A 15,875-nucleotide genomic window follows, 5' to 3' on the forward strand; every position below is an offset into this window, starting at 1 on the left:
AAAGGATCCATCATGCGGCGCAGTTTCTTCTGTATCGATAGCCATACATGCGGCAATCCCGTTCGTCTCGTCGCCGGCGGCGGACCGCTTCTCCCGCATCTTCCGATCGCCGAGCGCCGGGACCTGTTCGTCCGAGACCATGACTGGGTCCGGCAGGCTCTCATGTTCGAGCCGCGCGGCCATGACATCATGTCGGGCGCGATCATCTACCCAGCCTACCGCGAGGATTGCGACTTTGCGGTGATTTTCATCGAGGTTAGCGGATGTCTGCCGATGTGTGGCGCCGGCACGATCGGGCTGGTCACGGCCGCCATCGAAGAAGGACTTGTTACGCCACGAGTGCCCGGACAGCTCTCGATAGAGACGCCTGCGGGAAAAGTTGACATCCAGTACGACAAGCAGGACGAGTTCGTGGAATCGGTCCGTATGTTCAACGTCGCGAGTTACCTCCATGAAGCGGATCTGGAGGTTCATGTGCCGGGTCTTGGCAGGCTTGTCGTCGATATCTCCTATGGTGGAAACTATTACGCAGTGGTCGAGCCGCAGGAGAATTGGAAAGGGCTCGATGGCATGTCGGCAAGCGACGTCGTCGACCTCAGCGGCCAGCTTCGCGACGCCCTCGCACCGATCTGCGATCCGGTCCATCCCGAAGACGAGAGAATTAGCGGCGTCCATCACGCGCTGTGGTGCGACAGTCCGACGAACGACGGCGCTGATGGGCGCGGGGCGGTGTTTTACGGAGACAAAGCCATCGACCGCTCCCCAGGCGGAACCGGCACGTCGGCGCGAATGGCCCAGCTTCACGGCAAGGGCCGCTTGAATGTCGGTGAATCCTTCCGCCAGGAAAGCCTGATCGGCACGGTCTTCGAAGGACGTATCGAGGAAGAGACTGACGTCGGTCCCTTCCATGGGATCAAGCCGAGCGTCGAGGGCTGGGCACGCATCATCGGTCACAATACGATCTTCGTAGACGATCGGGATCCTTTGGCGCACGGTTTCCAGATCAAATGAAGGCAGCACGCGGTGGAGCTGACATGAAATCGTTGGAGCCAGGTGCGCCTGGCGAGCGGCTGAAGATCGGCTTTGTGCTCGCAAAATCATTCACGCTCTCCGCGTTCGCCCTTTTTGTCGATACGCTGCGGCTGGCGAGTGACGAATTTGACAGGTCGGGCCGTGTGCTTGCCGATTGGGAGGTCCTCGGCAGCACGCGGCATCTGATAACGTCAAGTTGCGGCGTTAAGGTCGCACCAACATCGGACTTCGTCGACCCCAGCCGGTTCCAGTATATCGTCGTGGTCGGCGGCCTGCTCAACAACGGCTCCCCCGTCGATCAGGAAACGATCGACTTCCTGAAGAAGGCATCGACAAGGAACGTCAAGCTGATCGGTGTCTGCACCGGCTCCTTCATCCTTGCTGAAATCGGCTTGATGAAGGAACACCGGACATGCGTCAGTTGGTTGCATTACAATGCGTTTCGCGAGCGCTTCCCCGACCATCAAGTCCGGTCTGATCGGATCTTCAACCTCGACCGGACAAGGGGGTCCTGCGCCGGCGGCAGCAGCGCAGCCGACATGGCGGCCTTGATCGTCCGGCGTCACATCAGCAAGGAAGCCGAGCGCAATGCGCTCGAGGTTCTCCACATTGAAAAGGCCCGAACCTCCCTTGCCATCCAGACCCGCAGGCCGCTCTCCATCGAGTGCGAGGATCCAAGGGTCAGGGCGGTGCTGATCATGATGGAACAGCATATCGAGGGGCGGCTGCCGATCGAGGAACTCGCCGCATCGGTCGGGCTCTCGAGGCGACAACTCGAGCGCCTGTTCATGGGCGAAACCAAAAGCTCCCCTGCCCTCGTCTACCGGCGAGTACGGATGGAGCGCGCCAAGCAACTGTTGACCAAGACAAAGGCGTCCATGCTCGAGGTCGCTCTCGAGGTCGGCTTCGAGAGCGCGTCCCATTTTTCGCGCGCCTTCTCTCAGACATTCGGAAAAAGCCCCACGAAACTACGCGCCACAGATTCGACCCCATCAAGCGTGTGATAACGCGTGGTGGTGTTTGCCTGTGGGGGGCAGAGACGGCAATCAGGATATCGAACGCGGCAAGACGCTCGTCATCGTCAACCAGGCGACGAGTGCGACGGACAGCCAGGGCATGGTGACGACCTTCTTCGAGCTCAACGGCCAGCCGCGCCGTATCAAGGGTGCGCCGATGCCGGGTGTCATCAGCCGCGTCTTCGTCTCGCCCGGCCAGGCCGTGAATGCCGGCGACGTGCTCGTCTCGATCGAGGCGATGAAGATGGAAACGGCGCTGCGTGCTGAAAAGGACAGCCCGATTTCCGAGGTGCTGGTACGGGCCGGCGGCCAGATCGGCGCCAAGGAACTGCTCTTGGTGTACGGCGCTTGAACGTCAAATGTCGACTGACGGGCGTTGGGCTTCGTTGAACTCCTGCCTAGTGAAAATTCCGACTTTTCACCTTCAGCGTATCGATATGAAGATCCGGCGTGAACATGTCCCGCGGGACAACCGGCTTCGGCCGTTCCCGTGAATCCGGCCCACCGCCCCCATGGGCAAACTCATCGCCTCGTCCCGTTGGCAGCTTGAACTCGACATCCCGATGGGCCAGGCCAACAAGGTCCCCCGACAGATCGAACAGCTGCTGTGCGACGAGGTGCACGACCTCCCCTTCTCGCTGGATTCGCCCATTGATTGCCATCATCGAGGACCCCAGCACCACTCGCCGGCGCTTCTCAAACAGCGTTGGCCAGACCACGATGTTGGCGGGGCCCGTTTCGTCCTCGATGGTGATGAACATGACGCCCTTCGCCGATCCTGGCTTTTGCCGGACCAGCACCAGGCCCGCCGTGTAAACCCACCGGCCGTCCCGCGCATTCATCGCCTCCGCGCAGGTTATGATGTTTCGTGCCGAAAGGTCATTGCGCAGAAAGGCGACAGGGTGCTGTCTCAGCGTCAATCCGGTATGGCTGTAGTCCTCGATGACGTTATGCCCGTCCGTCATTTGTCGCAGGGCAACCTCCGGCTCCTGCTGCTCTGCAATTGCCACCATCTCGCGTTCGGCCGCGGCGGCAAACAGCGGTAAGGGCTCGTCGCGCAACGCCTTGATCGCCCAGAGCGCATCGCGCCGTTGGAGCTTGAGGGAGGGCAGAAAGGCATCGGCCTCTGCCAACTGGACAAGCGCTTCCGTCGGCACGCTGGAACGGCGCCACATGTCATCGACCGACACGAACGGGCTGTTCATACGCGCCGTTACGATCCGCGCCGCATCTGCGACGGCCAGTCCCTTCACCTGCCGAAACCCCAGCCGCACAGCGTGTCGATCGGTATGACCGATCTTTTCCAGCGTGCAGTCCCATCGGGAGCGGTTGACGCACACAGGTCGCACCTCAACGCCGTGTTTGATCGCGTCACCGACGATCTGGGCGGGCGCATAAAAGCCCATCGGCTGACTGTTGAGCAGTGCTGCGCAAAACACGTCCGGATAGTGGCACTTGATGTAGTTCGAGGCATAGGCAATCAGCGCAAAAGATGCTGCATGGCTTTCCGGAAAGCCGTAGGAGCCAAAACCTTCGAGCTGGGAAAAGGTCTTTTCGGCAAACTCGGGTGAGTAGCCGTTTTTCACCATGCCGGATACGAGTTTCTCCTTGAAGCGAGAAACGCCGCCGGTGAACTTGAAGGTCGCCATCGACTTGCGCAACTGGTCGGCCTCCCCACCGGTAAAACCGGCGCAGACCATGGCGACACGCATGGCGCTCTCCTGAAACAACGGCACACCCAGGGTCTTGCCAAGCACGGCCTCAAGCTCGGGTGTGGGATATTCAACCGGCTCCTTGCCTTCACGGCGGCGAAGGTAGGGATGCACCATGTCACCCTGGATAGGACCGGGCCGGACGATCGCCACTTGCACGACGAGATCATAGAAGGTGCGGGGTTTCAGGCGCGGCAGCATCGCCATCTGGGCACGGCTCTCGATCTGGAAGGTGCCGAGCGTGTCAGCCTTGCGGATCATGGCGTAGGTCGCGGCATCTTCCTGCTCGATCTTCGACAGATCGAGATCATCGCCCTTGTGTTCGCGAATAAGATCGAAGGCCTTTGCCATGCAGGTGAGCATGCCGAGCGCAAGGACGTCCACCTTCATGAATTTCAGCGCCTCGACGTCATCCTTGTCCCACTCGATGATCTGCCGGTCTTTCATCGTCGCCGGCTCGATCGGCACGAGATCGTCCAGCCGGTCATGGGTAAGGACAAAGCCGCCGGGATGCTGGCCAAGATGGCGCGGCGCTCCCATCAGTTGCTGCGCCAGTTTCAGGGTTAGCGCCAGACGGCGGTCGTCGGGGTTGAGATTGAGTTCCCGGATGTTTCGGTCGGGCACTTCCTCCGACCATGACCACATGCCTGATGACAGCGCCTTGATCACATCTTCAGGCAGGCCGAGCGCCTTGCCGACATCGCGGATCGCACCCTTGGCCCGGTAGCGGGTGACGGTGGCGCAGAGTGCTGCCTTGTCTTTCGTGTAGGTCTTGTAGATCCACTGAATGACCTCCTCGCGCCGTTCATGCTCGAAGTCGACATCGATGTCTGGCGGTTCGTCGCGCTCCTTGCTAACGAAACGCTCGAAGAGGAGGTCGTTGGTCGATGGATCGATCGAGGTAATGCCGAGAATATAGCAGACGGCGCTGTTGGCCGCCGATCCCCTGCCCTGGCAGAGAATGCCCTGGCTCCGGGCAAAGCGCACGATCGAAAACACCGTCAGGAAGTAAGGCGCGTATTTCATGGTGCGAATGAGATCGAGCTCGTGCCGTACGGTTTTGAGGACGTCCGGCGGCAGGCCTTCGGGGTAGCGATCGGGAGCGCATTCCCAGACATAATGCTCGAGTGAGGCTTGGGCATCCTTACCCGGCACAATTGCTTCCTCCGGGTATTGGTAGGTGAGCTCCTCGAGGCTAAACGTGCAGCGCCTGACGATCTCCATGCTTCGTGCCACGGCCTCCGGATAACGTGGAAACAGACGCTGCATCTCCTCCGGCGGCTTCAGATACCGGTCGGCATGCCTCTCGCGCTCGAAGCCGACGTCATCGATCGTGGTGTTGTGCCTGATGCAGGTGACGATGTCCTGCAACTGCCGCCGGCCCGGTTCATGAAACAGCACGTCATTGGTGACGACGGTTTTGACCCTGAACCGTGCCGCCATGTTGGAAATCTCGTGTAGCCGCATCTGGTCGTTCTGTCGGCGGCGCAGGCAGAGCGACACGTAGGCGCGGTCACCAAACAGCTGCGCCATCTTACGAAACTGTGCGGCGCAGGTGGCGTCCGGCAGATCCGGCACCAGAATGCCGATCATCCCTCCCGAATAGGCGATGACATCGTCCCAGTGGAGGATGCAGTTGTCCTTGCCGCCGCGCGACTTGCCGAGCGTGATCAGCCGCGTCAGGCGCGAATAGGCGGCGCGATTCGTCGGATAGACCAGCACCGACATGCCGTCCTGCAGATCGATACGACAGCCGACGACAAGCCGCATACCTGTCGCGCGGGATGCTTCAAGGGCGCGGACGATGCCTGCGAGCGAATTGCGATCGACGACGCCTATCGCCTCGAGCCCCAGGATTTTGGCAGTCTCGAACAACTCCTGTGCGGACGAAGCACCGCGCAGAAAAGAGAAGTGCGTCGTGACCTGTAGCTCGGCGTAACTCATGCGAAGATCCCATGGCAGAACCAGCGGTGGGACCCGGTATCCGGATCAACACCGTCGCCGGAGCGGAACACCCATAGGCGCTCGCCCGCCTCGTCCTCGATGACGAAGTAGTCGCGCACGGCGTCCATTTCGGCGTCGCGCTGCCACCACTCCCCGAAAATGCGTTCCGGGCCATCGGCACGTTTCACCTTCCGGCGTTTGCCACGCCAGACGATGGAGACCGGCGGCCGGTCCGGCATCAGCGCGATCGCCTCGATCAGCTCAGGACGCGGCAAAAGCCGGACTGGCCGGCGCCAATGGCTGACCCAGGCAACGGCGATTGGCTCAGCGACGGGGCTGATCCGCTGGACCGAGCGTTCCGGCACATCGGAAGCGACCGGTGCGACGCGATAAACCCTCTGCCCCCGGTTTCCGTAGATATCGATGAGCGGCGTGACATCCGTGACCTCATCCTCGACCAGAGCAGAGGCTTTCTGCGCCTCCTCCAGAGGCTCGGCGATGACGGCGACCAGGATCAGCTTTTCAATCCCGAAGCCCGGCTCGATCTTTTCCGTCCGGTCCCGAAACAGTTTTGTCAGCCAGGCGACATCGCGGGCGGGCCTGGCGGTTCCGGCGCGGATTGCCTGTCTTGTGCCATCGAGCTTCTCGACGATCAGGTCGGCACGGCGCACGCCAAGCCCGCGCTTCTGGAGTTCATCGACGAGCTGGACGACGAGACGCCCGACATATTTGTCGATGGTTTCGGCGGCACCGATCGGTTCGGCAAAGGCTTTGCAGACTTCAACCAGCTCAGGGGTACGGATTGGCTCGATCGGCTCGGCGACACGACAGAGCATCTGGTCGAGACGGCGGCCAACCTCCGGGCCGAAGCGCAATGTCAGCGGCGCACGCGGGGTACTGGTAAGCTCACCGATCGTCTGGAAGCCGAGAATGCGAAGATCGTTGACGATCTTGGCATGCAGGCGCAGGAGCGAGATCGGCAGCTTCTCGACGGCACGGACGGTCTCGCCGGGTGGAACGACGATTGTCTCGCGATTGATGGCGCGAGCGCAGGCATGGGCCGCACCCCAGCTGTCGGCGACCGCCACACGGGCAGTCAGACTCTTTGCCAGGAACCGGTTGGCGATGCCAGTCACCATCGGCAGCTCTCCGCCCTGGAGATGGTCGGCGCCCTCTGTATCCATGACGATGCCGTCGATCCCGTCGACGGCGACGATGGGCGAATAGATTGTGAGCGCCCATAGCGTGATGCGTTCGAGTGCGGCTCGGTTGGCTTCGGGATCTGCGTCAACGAGCATAAGACCCCTGAATAGCGACTGCGCCTTTGCGGCCGCCATGCCGACGTGCACGCCCGCCTTTCTGGCAGATGCATCAGCAGCCGATACCCATCGCTTTGATCCGCTTCTGGCGATCACGGCGATTGGCTGTTCAGGCGGAATAGACGGATCGGCTCGACGAATGCGATCCGTCGGCAGATCCGGAAGATAGATCGAGACGACCCTTGTCATCGCACGCCCTCACGAGAAACTCAGCACACTCACCCGCTTTCACGCGCATCAATTCCAGCAACCATTGAGCCCTGCCCACCCCCGGCACTGGCAGCTTTTCCGAGGGCATCACGCTCACCCGCCATCTGGTGGTCGAGGCTGTAGGTTGCCCAAAATCATTCGCCTCGGTCTGTCGCCGCCATCGCCTCACCGCAAGCGCCATGGTCCCGGTTCGCTCGGCCGCCAGCTGCAGGCGGCGGGAACTGACCATCGGCAGGCGGACAAGCTCGCCGACAACGGCGCCCAGACCGCCGAAGGACAGGCCCTCCTCCATGTTTGCCAGAACATCCTCTTCCCGATCGGATTCGACGAAGATGACGCGGTCGGGATGGAGGCCAACCTGGGCAAGAGCCGGAAAGAACAGATCCGGCCGCGTCAGGCACCAGATGACGGGGCCTTTGGTGCGCGCGGCAATGCCGGCGACACAAAGGGCTGCAGCCGCACCATCGACGGTGCCCGAGCCGCCGCCTGCAAACTCATGCAGCGCTCCATAGGCGAGACCACCACCAGGCAGGGCCGCATCGATTTCGGGAACGCCAAAGGACAGCGTTCCTGCCCGCTTCGCGGATCCGCCCTCGATCGACGCGATGCGGTCGCGTAAATCGCAGATCACCCTTTGGCGGGCAGCAGTCATTCTTCACGGCTCCCTTCAAGGTCGTGTTCAAAGGATCGACATCATGTCGTACGGGCTATTTGTTCATTGTTTGTTCTTATCTCGCAAAAGAGTCAAGCACCACGAGGTTGAGGAATATTATCCCAGTATTAGCAAAGTCGAAGATTCGATGAGAATTCAAGGGGATATAAGGAAACAAGAATTTTTGCGGAACTTCTGTCTCGTCGGGCTCGATAGTGAATAGCGGGGATAGATGTGCGACGTCACACTATTCTTAAGGTTTTTGTGCTGGACTGTCGGCATGACGAAGCCACCGAGATCAAAGCCGCTCCTTGGTGATACCGAAGCCCCGCTGCGGTCAAAGCCGCGTCGGAAGCGTAATCCCGCACAGCCACAGCTCCTGTTCGATCCGATGCCTGATCGCGTCGAACCGGCGCTCGCCCAACTGAAGGCGCATCCTCCAAAAGGCGAGCAATGGAGCTGGGAACTGAAATGGGATGGCTATCGCCTGGCTGTTCACATCGAGCCGAAAGGGGTCCGCATCCTCACGCGTGGTGGCCATGACTGGACGCATCGTTTTCCGGCGATCGCAGAGGCTGCCCGAGCACTTGGGCCGGCGACGATGATCATCGATGGCGAGGCCGTGGTGCTCGATGAAGAAGGGCGACCGGATTTCGGGCTGCTGCAGAAGTCGTTGGGTGCATCTGGCAAAACGGCTGGCAATCGCGCCTCTGACGCCGTCCTCCACGCCTTCGATCTCATGTACCTCGACGGGCACGATCTGCGCAATGTCGAATACCGATCGCGCCGGCATCTTCTCGAGGACACGCTCAACGGCAAGGATGGCGCCATCCGCCTATCGGAAACACTCGACGCCGAACCCGATATTCTGCTGCAACATGTCTGCAGCCTTGGCCTCGAAGGCATTGTCGGCAAGCACCTCGATCAACCCTACCGTTCCGGTCGGACCGGCGACTGGGTCAAGATCAAGTGCGTCCAGAGCGAAGCCTTCATGGTTGTTGGTTATGAGCTGTCGGCGGCGTCGCCTGCAGGCTTCAGTTCGCTGGTGCTTGCTGCCTATCGCGGTGACGAGCTCGTTCATGTCGGGAATGTCGGCACAGGCTTCAGGCAAGCCGAGATGATCAGACTGCGTAGGACGCTCGACAAGCTTCGCTGGAAACTGAAGCAGCCGCCGGTGCCCTATTCCGGAAAAGCAAACATTGTCTGGGTCGAGCCGACGCTGATCGCCGAGATCGAGTTTCGGGCCTGGACGGCGGATGGCAAACTAAGACACGCTTCTTATAAGGGCTTGCGGGAACGGCAGGACAACGCCGACGTTTACAAACTCGACTAGCGAGCAGGCGGTACACACCGGGACAAACTGCATCCGGTTCAAGCGGAGGGCTTTCCAGCATGTGCAACCTTTATCGGATGGAAGACAAGGACTGGGTCTCGAAATGGGCCCAGGATGCCGAAAGCCTGATCAACCTGATGCCAGCCTATCAGATGAACCCCGACCAGATGGGGCCGATCGTCCGCAACACGGCGGAAGGCAAGAAGCAGCTTGTGCATGCGCGATGGGGATTGCCCTCCCCTCGCTTCGCCTTGGAAAAAGCGGCCAAAGCAAAGGCCGAAAAGCTCGCGGCCAAGGGCAAGCCCTTTAATCTCGAGGAACTGATTCACACGGAGGCGGACCGCGGCACGACGAACGTGCGCAAGCTCAATTTCCCACACTGGACACGATGGTTCGGTGTCGAACATCGATGCCTCGTCCCGGTCACAAGCTTCGCCGAACCGGATCCCGCGAGCAAAGAGGAAGGTGGCAATGTGCCGAATGCCTGGTTCGCGCGCGACGAGGCGGAATCGCTGATGTTCTTCGCCGGTATCCACGTGCCGCAATGGAAAAGCGTCCGGAAGGTCAAGGATGGCCTGACCACCGACGACCTCTATGGTTTTCTGACCACGGATCCTAACGATCTTGTCAAGCCGATCCATGAGAAGGCTATGCCGGTCCTCCTGCTGGCAAAGGAAGAGACCGACATCTGGATGCGGGCGCCATGGGAAGAGGCCAAGGGACTGGCCCGTCCGTTACCGAATAATGCGCTGATCATCTCGTCCCGCGAACCGTACGGATCCTCCATCGTGTCCAAATCCGGAGAGCCGGTGGAACAGGGCAGTCTGCTTTGACGCCTGAAAACACAGCTTGAAACAATCGAAAAACGAAAAAGCCTGCCGCGGGAGGAGGTGCGGCAGGCTTTCCGAAATGATGAACAACGGCTGGGAGGAGGAGTGCCGCTGTTCCATCAGGCGCCCCTTGGGAGGAGGAGTGGGTCGCCCGATAAGAAGCTTTGCGGGAGGAGGTGCATCGCTTCGACGATCTGAAAATAGCAGAAGCTGCCTCGATCGCCAGCGTTCAGATCGCAGCGCAGCCATGCGTACATTGCAATGCACCATGAAGCGCGTGCTTATTCTTTTGCCACCGTCGGGATTTCCTGTGGTTTTCGCGCTCTCTTCGTAGATTCCTGCCATTCTACCCCTTTCTTCGCCACATCTTCATTGTCAAAGCTGAGGGCCCAAAACAATAAGAGGATGTCCGCATATGACCACGACCAACGAAATCGCCGATAAGATCGCAGCCGAACAGAACCTGACCAAGGCGCGGGCCAAGACGATTGTTGAAAGCGTCTTCAAACAGATCACCGACGCGGCGCTTGCTGGCGCGGAAACGTCGATCCCCTCGTTTGGAAAGTTCAAGCTGAAGGACACTCCGGAGCGCGAGGGACGCAATCCGGCAACCGGCGCGACGATCAAGATCGCGGCGTCGAAGAAGCTGACCTTTACGCCCGGCAAGGCGGTCAAGGAGGCGCTGAACGGCTGAAACGGACATACTGCCGAGAGGCGGCTGCATAATGGAAGCCTCCTACAAAGGAGGCTTCGTGCTCGGCCCCGATGGCTGCAAGTCCGGCCTGCACCATCTCCAGGTCCGCTGCGATCTAGCGGCGCTCGGCCCGATCGGAGGCACTCCGGTCAGGATCTCTGACCGTTCTCCACAATGATTCTTCCATCTGCGCCGGTCCGCAACTGCGACGCAGCCGTGGCTGCTTAGATTTCGTCCACGGTCATCTCGGCTTCCAATCCCGTTCCCGCCGCTCACAGGATTGATCAAGGCAGTGCAAATCAAACATAGTACGATAGCAAAACGTGTCGCAGGTTTTGGAGAGCCTCGCGACAGGGATAGTTTCTGACCAGGTAAGCAATGACAAAGATGAACCGATGCGTCACCTTCACTTTGACCGCCGACGACTATGTTGCTGCCAACAAGCTGTTCATACTGAAATATTCAACCTCAGGCTGGCCGCTCGTTTGTTGACTGATCTTCGTTGCTTTGCTGCTTGCCTCGCTCTTCACGTTGGCGCTGCGATTCCCCGATGGGCCTTTCATGTCGCTCTTCTACATCTGCGTGGTGGTTGTGATCGCAATACCGCTCTACCAATATTTTTTCGGCGCTGCCGTGTTTGCCCGCAAGGCCTACGCAGCCCAGAAAACCCTTCAGCACCCGATCACGGTTACATGGTCTGAGGAAGGCTTTAGGAGCACGGCACAGCAGGGCGACTGGAACGTTCCTTGGAACGACTATCTCAAATGGACCGAAGACAGCAAGGTGATCCTCCTCTATCAGGGGCCGCGCGTGTTCAACATGCTGCCTAAGCGCGTCCTGACGCCAGCACAGGTCGACGACTTCCGGCAGTTGGCGGCCGCCAACATCAAGTGCGCGTGAGAAGCCCCACTGGGATCGCCCACGAATCCTCAATCGACCAATGAGTGATCGCGCCCGCTTAGTTTGTTGTCGATCAGGTTCCGCTCGGGCTATTATCATGCCAGTCAGAACAGAGAGAACAGCATCATTCCAGCGAAGGCTATAAGCAGTACGATGTAAAACGGACGAAAGAGATAGAATCGCTGCCAATTCGTTAGGCCGAGAGCATTGAGATAAACACGCTCATCAAGCTTCAGATTGTCCATGCCGCTATCGACGGTAAAATCACCGCCGTTACTCTTATAAAATCGGTATTCCCTGACCTGTGCGACAATTTGGTGAGCCGCCAGAAGGATGACCGCCACGAACGCTGCTGAAAAAAGCAAGACTTCCAATAATAGCATAACTCGAAAACGCCTCTTCAATTCGCTGGGCAGGGATAAATAGCAGCCAGCCTCTCAATCACCAATGTCGATGCTCTCCCTTTAAGACGCTCTGGAGTGACACTTCGAAGATGCGTGTATACGCTGTCTGTAAGCTCATGGGGGAGAACCGATCCGGCCCCACACCACCCCGTCCCGCTGGTCGCATCAGCCACCCCAGCTATATAAGCACTACCGCGAGTGCCCGACATGATACGACCAGCCTCGCTCTGCAGAGCGCCATCATCGGACTTTCCTTCGAGCGCCTTGATCAGCTCAGTCCCGCTGATTATCCAGTCGCGGCCCTCATCGTTGCCTGAACCTGCTGATGCAACATTGATAGCCAAACCTACTAACAGTATCGCCGCCGGAAAAGTTACCCGGAATTGGTACGCTGCTGTCATCTTCCGCTCCGTTTATCAGGCTGCCACCGGCGCTATTCCAATGCAGGCGGTTGTTCGACGTGACTGACCCAATGCACGCTGGAACGGGCCACATCAGATCGTGTATCGCTCATAGGCTTCGAGCAGAAATTGCTTGCCCTTCTCGGTCAAGCGCGACGCGTCCACGAATGCGTAAAAGCCGGCCTGATCCCCCATATTGTTGAGTTGGGCGATTATCTCCTTGTTCCCGAACACGACGTGGAAACGCTCGCCAGCGGGCAGCCAAACAAAAAGCGGGCCTGGTGAGAACTCCAGGATGACATCCTCATGGATAACTTGAAAAAGACTGTCCCATGCGCGAACCGGGTCGATGCTGGTGGTTTTCTCCGGCAGCTTGCCGAACTCGGCATGATAGATACTGACGGACCCTCCGGCGGCTCCAGCAATCCCTGCCAGGGCAAGGAACGCCGCCCTATCGAGAACATCAGGCAATATCTGAGCTTTAAACCCCCGCCGCTGGAGGAATGCAGGGCGCAGAAGCCGCTTTTCATCGAGCGCGTTATCAAACAGCGTAGCCACTATGTTGCACCATACATTTTGGCCGGGTTGCAAAACTCCCGCAGACCGTCCGAAAACTCCAGGTAGCCTAACGATCGCGGTTCGATCTTCACATGATCTGTGGATCTGCGCCGATCATCCTCTAACTCGAAGCGCTCGGCACGATTGGCACGGCGGTCACTTGACCGCACCATCGAGATAGAGGTCTTCACCTCGTTGCAGAGACGTAAAGATGAAGTCGTCTTTCTTGAGAAAGCGGTCGAACCAGCCCAAAAGATCATCTTTCGTCGCCGAGTTGCGATAGCCGACCAACTTGACGCTCAGAGGAGCACTGAAGGCTATGTCAAAGGCAGTGTCGAACTGGGTTTTGCCTGAAAGCTGAACCGAAAACGTGCCGTCACCGTCGTGACGGATGGAGATTTCCGCACGAGTGAAAAACTCGTCGCTGTAGGTGGTGATAAGGCCGGGGGCTTCCCACCAATCCTCACCCGTCAAGGCGTTTCGCGTTCCTTCGCCCTGGAAGTCTGCACGGATTTCCTGGAGGCTGCGATAATCGCGGTTCTCAAAGCGCTTCAGCGGTATTTTGAGCCACTGTGTATCAAGAGCCGGGTTCAACCATTGGGAAACGTCATCCTCGGGGTCATTGTTGGGATCGAAGAAGAACTTCGGAGATGTCACGTTTAAGTCCAGGACGACATGGTCTTCCAGCGTCTGACCGGGCCAAGATCCACTGCTCGCTCGCAAGGTGATGCGCGGTTCCTGAACGGCAAGGTCGAGCGGATAACCCTGATAAACAAACTTAAAATGCCCCATGTAGTTCTCCGGTATGAAACTCCTCGTGGATTCCGCAAGATAGCGGTTGATGGTATACTTTGCCATGGCTCATCTTTCAGGAACGGACCACTCGCAACTGCTGCTTCTGCCCGAGGCGGTTGACGATCATGTGGGGCCGGACAACCCGGTCCGCTTTATCGCCGCCTTTGTTGACGGCCTTGATCTCAAGGCTGCCGGCTTGAGCAAGACTTCATCGGACGAGGCGCAAGCCACGAGACTGAGCACCCTCACCTTCCAGTATTGCCATATGGGTTGATAAGACGAAGCTGGACTGCGCGAGCGGTCGCAGCGGTCGTGGTCAGGCAGCCGAGCTTGAAGCGGGCGGATTTCAGGTATGACCGGGTTGTATGTTCTGAAAGACCGAGGATGACGGATATGCCTTTGGCGTCGTTTCCCAACGCGGCCCAATGAAGGCTTTGCAGTTCGCGAGGACTGAGAACAGGGATTGGATCAATGTCAGCCTGTGCCTCCCCGAGCGCCTTCTTGTGAATGAGATGCGCCAGTTCCAACCACTCCTCGCGATCGGCTTCGATGATGGCCGTCCACTCGACGTCAGGAACCCGGGAATTCAGCGAGAAAAGTGCTCTGCGTGATCTGTCTACGATCGGAATGGAAAAACCGTTGCGCCCGACACCGTGCTGGATGGCATCCAACAGAAAGTCGCGAGCACGTTCCGGGATTTCAAGCTCGCGCCAATCGAACGGAAGTTGACGCAGAAATCCTTCATCGACAATTGGGTCGAGGCGAACATAACCTCGCAGCAGATAGCGCGATACCCATGCATCATCATAAGTCGTCCGAACAAAGGGTGCATCGACGATGTCAGCAACTGTTTGCGAAAGATGGTAGGTGACGAAGTCAATGCTGTAGGCACTTTGAAAGACATGCAATGCGGTGGCGACATCGGCGGCAATGTCGATTTCTTCGAAGGTTCTTTTCAGTCTGCGTGAGGGGCGGTCCCGATCCATCAAATACTCCGTTCTGTCAACGCAGGATAACAAGCCCCGATCACTATCGCAGCCCAATCTTACAAGAGCTCGCCGCGTCGATTTCGATACGCAATGCAGGCCCACTCAAGGCGAACGCTGCTCTACTCGCTCGTCTCGATGGCAAGAGCCATGCCATCGCCGCCGCCTATGCATCATGAGTAGCGAGCTCCGCCGTCTTGCGTCATTAATTGAAGAAGTCGTGCCGGCAGGGTTGTTCCTGTTGCTCCGATCGCGTGTCGGTGAGCGATAGAGCCTCCGTCGACATCGACGATGTCTTCCGGCAATTCCAACCATTGACACGGCATCCGGAAGCGTCCATCCCGCCCGCGACATTGGATCGCGGGAACGGGCACGGTCTCAGGCTGGCAGCGGATAAGGCGACTTCTTCTCTCGTGCCGCATTCTGCGTGACAAACGAAATGGTTAGCGCCAGAAACCCCAGGACCGCGGGTATGAACGCGCCGTCGCCGGCGGCGATATGGGCCGAGAAGGCGAGCAAAAGATGGTAGAACATCCCGGCATAGGCGAGGTCGCTGAGAGGAACGCTGACGCGTGACAGGATAGCGACGACCCCCAGGATTTTGACGGTGACGAGAACTTCCCGCAGGTAGGCGGGATAGCCAAGCCCGACGAGCGACTGGCGCACCTGGTCCCCCATCGTCAGGTACATGGTCGCCGAAGCAATGTAGAGCAGGCACAGAAGCGCCGTGCTTATCCAGTAAGCATATTTTCTGATCATTTTTATCAAAACCTCGTTTGGACCAGTTGCTGAGCGAGGATATCTCGCAAGGATTTCGGAGAACGACCGGAGAGACGTTGGGCATCGCCGGTCACGATATCGAACTTGCCCTTGACGAAGGTGCGCTTGATCTCGACGAACGCCTCAATGATGACGTCGGGAAGCCCCGACTGTAAAAGCCCGGCGCGGAACTGTTCTTCAGTGATTACGGCAAAAGCGATCGGATTGCCCAGAAGCTCCGAAACGATCTCGGTGCGGATTTCGGTTAAACGGGACGGTCATTTCGGCAAGTCACGGACAAGCGTTTCGCTAAGTCGCGGACAGCGGGAT

Annotated in this window: 16 protein-coding genes and 1 pseudogene; 8 read left to right on the plus strand and 9 right to left on the minus strand. The window is 58.8% G+C overall.

Features of this window, described 5'->3' with window-relative positions; all coding sequences use genetic code 11:
- Positions 1 to 12 precede the first annotated feature (12 nt).
- The 3 genes and pseudogenes from AKG12_RS26835 to AKG12_RS26845 form a co-directional block, all read left to right on the plus strand.
- Positions 13 to 1,011 carry a 4-hydroxyproline epimerase gene (locus tag AKG12_RS26835; protein ID WP_052821169.1) on the plus strand — a complete coding sequence of 333 codons (999 nt, stop codon included), beginning with the start codon at positions 13 to 15 and terminating at the stop codon, positions 1,009 to 1,011.
- Complete coding sequence (locus AKG12_RS26840) at positions 1,008 to 2,036, plus strand: GlxA family transcriptional regulator (protein WP_175386657.1); 1,029 nt, start codon at positions 1,008 to 1,010, stop codon at positions 2,034 to 2,036. Before AKG12_RS26835 ends, AKG12_RS26840 begins: the two co-directional genes overlap by 4 nt.
- A gap of 25 nt (positions 2,037 to 2,061) precedes the next feature.
- Positions 2,062 to 2,400: pseudogene (locus tag AKG12_RS26845) on the plus strand (biotin/lipoyl-containing protein); the annotation flags it as partial.
- A 46-nt stretch (positions 2,401 to 2,446) separates the two neighbouring features.
- Here the strand turns inward: AKG12_RS26845 and AKG12_RS26850 are convergent.
- From AKG12_RS26850 to AKG12_RS26860, 3 genes are read right to left on the minus strand one after another with little or no spacing between them, the layout of a single operon-like run.
- Positions 2,447 to 5,704: an error-prone DNA polymerase gene (locus AKG12_RS26850; RefSeq protein WP_052821171.1), complete on the minus strand. Its 3,258-nt coding sequence runs from the start codon at positions 5,702 to 5,704 to the stop codon at positions 2,447 to 2,449.
- Positions 5,701 to 7,212, minus strand: a complete 1,512-nt coding sequence (locus AKG12_RS26855; protein ID WP_052821172.1) for a Y-family DNA polymerase — start codon at positions 7,210 to 7,212, stop codon at positions 5,701 to 5,703. The genes AKG12_RS26850 and AKG12_RS26855 overlap by 4 nt, the downstream gene beginning before the upstream one ends.
- Entirely contained in the window at positions 7,133 to 7,885 is a 753-nt protein-coding gene (locus AKG12_RS26860; RefSeq protein WP_080823862.1) for an ImuA family protein, read from the minus strand. Before AKG12_RS26860 ends, AKG12_RS26855 begins: the two co-directional genes overlap by 80 nt.
- A gap of 280 nt (positions 7,886 to 8,165) precedes the next feature.
- Here AKG12_RS26860 and ligD point away from each other — a divergent pair, with 280 nt between their 5' ends.
- From ligD to AKG12_RS26880, 4 genes are all read left to right on the plus strand, one after another.
- The gene (gene ligD / locus AKG12_RS26865) at positions 8,166 to 9,218 is read left to right on the plus strand and encodes a non-homologous end-joining DNA ligase (protein WP_052821173.1); all 1,053 of its coding nucleotides are present in this window, start codon (positions 8,166 to 8,168) and stop codon (positions 9,216 to 9,218) included.
- 59 nt (positions 9,219 to 9,277) lie between these two features.
- Positions 9,278 to 10,051 (plus strand): SOS response-associated peptidase family protein, encoded by a 774-nt coding sequence (locus AKG12_RS26870; protein ID WP_052821174.1) that lies wholly within the window; start codon positions 9,278 to 9,280, stop codon positions 10,049 to 10,051.
- A 412-nt stretch (positions 10,052 to 10,463) separates the two neighbouring features.
- Positions 10,464 to 10,742, plus strand: coding sequence for an HU family DNA-binding protein (locus tag AKG12_RS26875; protein ID WP_052821175.1), 279 nt, complete (start codon positions 10,464 to 10,466; stop codon positions 10,740 to 10,742).
- A 561-nt stretch (positions 10,743 to 11,303) separates the two neighbouring features.
- Complete coding sequence (locus AKG12_RS26880; protein ID WP_234823820.1) at positions 11,304 to 11,642, plus strand: YcxB family protein; 339 nt, start codon at positions 11,304 to 11,306, stop codon at positions 11,640 to 11,642.
- A 104-nt stretch (positions 11,643 to 11,746) separates the two neighbouring features.
- Here AKG12_RS26880 and AKG12_RS26885 read toward each other — a convergent pair whose 3' ends face one another.
- From AKG12_RS26885 to AKG12_RS26900, 4 genes are all read right to left on the minus strand, one after another.
- Positions 11,747 to 11,986 carry a hypothetical protein gene (locus tag AKG12_RS26885; RefSeq protein ID WP_234823819.1) on the minus strand — a complete coding sequence of 80 codons (240 nt, stop codon included), beginning with the start codon at positions 11,984 to 11,986 and terminating at the stop codon, positions 11,747 to 11,749.
- 56 nt (positions 11,987 to 12,042) lie between these two features.
- Positions 12,043 to 12,447 (minus strand): Rap1a/Tai family immunity protein, encoded by a 405-nt coding sequence (locus tag AKG12_RS31320; RefSeq protein ID WP_157951630.1) that lies wholly within the window; start codon positions 12,445 to 12,447, stop codon positions 12,043 to 12,045.
- Between the two features lie 93 nt (positions 12,448 to 12,540).
- Positions 12,541 to 13,005, minus strand: coding sequence for a hypothetical protein (locus AKG12_RS26895; RefSeq protein WP_052821176.1), 465 nt, complete (start codon positions 13,003 to 13,005; stop codon positions 12,541 to 12,543).
- 156 nt (positions 13,006 to 13,161) lie between these two features.
- Entirely contained in the window at positions 13,162 to 13,863 is a 702-nt protein-coding gene (locus AKG12_RS26900; protein ID WP_234823818.1) for a hypothetical protein, read from the minus strand.
- On the opposite strand from AKG12_RS26900, the gene AKG12_RS26905 reads away from it, so the two are divergent.
- Positions 13,862 to 14,074, plus strand: a complete 213-nt coding sequence (locus tag AKG12_RS26905; RefSeq protein WP_052821177.1) for a hypothetical protein — start codon at positions 13,862 to 13,864, stop codon at positions 14,072 to 14,074. The two genes, AKG12_RS26900 and AKG12_RS26905, sit on opposite strands and share 2 nt — an antisense overlap.
- On the opposite strand, the gene AKG12_RS26910 is transcribed toward AKG12_RS26905, so the two are convergent.
- Together AKG12_RS26910 and AKG12_RS26915 are read right to left on the minus strand one after the other, a co-directional pair.
- Complete coding sequence (locus AKG12_RS26910) at positions 14,046 to 14,786, minus strand: LuxR family transcriptional regulator (protein WP_003501840.1); 741 nt, start codon at positions 14,784 to 14,786, stop codon at positions 14,046 to 14,048. The two genes, AKG12_RS26905 and AKG12_RS26910, sit on opposite strands and share 29 nt — an antisense overlap.
- 378 nt (positions 14,787 to 15,164) lie before the next feature.
- Entirely contained in the window at positions 15,165 to 15,545 is a 381-nt protein-coding gene (locus AKG12_RS26915) for a DoxX family protein (protein ID WP_003501843.1), read from the minus strand.
- Positions 15,546 to 15,875 lie beyond the last annotated feature (330 nt).

The organism is Agrobacterium sp. SUL3 (genome assembly GCF_001263295.1).
Classification (GTDB): domain Bacteria; phylum Pseudomonadota; class Alphaproteobacteria; order Rhizobiales; family Rhizobiaceae; genus Agrobacterium; species Agrobacterium tomkonis.

Bases quoted from the DNA above. Each gene is read 5' to 3' on its own strand.
- AKG12_RS26915 (WP_003501843.1), bottom strand. From the start codon at position 15,545: ATGATCAGAAAATATGCTTACTGGATAAGCACGGCGCTTCTGTGCCTG.
- AKG12_RS26870 (WP_052821174.1), top strand. From the start codon at position 9,278: ATGTGCAACCTTTATCGGATGGAAGACAAGGACTGGGTCTCGAAATGG.
- AKG12_RS26905 (WP_052821177.1), top strand. From the start codon at position 13,862: ATGGCTCATCTTTCAGGAACGGACCACTCGCAACTGCTGCTTCTGCCC.
- AKG12_RS26840 (WP_175386657.1), top strand. From the start codon at position 1,008: ATGAAGGCAGCACGCGGTGGAGCTGACATGAAATCGTTGGAGCCAGGT.
- AKG12_RS26880 (WP_234823820.1), top strand. From the start codon at position 11,304: ATGTCGCTCTTCTACATCTGCGTGGTGGTTGTGATCGCAATACCGCTC.
- AKG12_RS26875 (WP_052821175.1), top strand. From the start codon at position 10,464: ATGACCACGACCAACGAAATCGCCGATAAGATCGCAGCCGAACAGAAC.
- AKG12_RS26835 (WP_052821169.1), top strand. From the start codon at position 13: ATGCGGCGCAGTTTCTTCTGTATCGATAGCCATACATGCGGCAATCCC.
- AKG12_RS26910 (WP_003501840.1), bottom strand. From the start codon at position 14,786: ATGGATCGGGACCGCCCCTCACGCAGACTGAAAAGAACCTTCGAAGAA.
- AKG12_RS26860 (WP_080823862.1), bottom strand. From the start codon at position 7,885: ATGACTGCTGCCCGCCAAAGGGTGATCTGCGATTTACGCGACCGCATC.
- ligD (WP_052821173.1), top strand. From the start codon at position 8,166: ATGACGAAGCCACCGAGATCAAAGCCGCTCCTTGGTGATACCGAAGCC.
- AKG12_RS26850 (WP_052821171.1), bottom strand. From the start codon at position 5,704: ATGAGTTACGCCGAGCTACAGGTCACGACGCACTTCTCTTTTCTGCGC.
- AKG12_RS31320 (WP_157951630.1), bottom strand. From the start codon at position 12,447: ATGACAGCAGCGTACCAATTCCGGGTAACTTTTCCGGCGGCGATACTG.
- AKG12_RS26900 (WP_234823818.1), bottom strand. From the start codon at position 13,863: ATGGCAAAGTATACCATCAACCGCTATCTTGCGGAATCCACGAGGAGT.
- AKG12_RS26855 (WP_052821172.1), bottom strand. From the start codon at position 7,212: ATGACAAGGGTCGTCTCGATCTATCTTCCGGATCTGCCGACGGATCGC.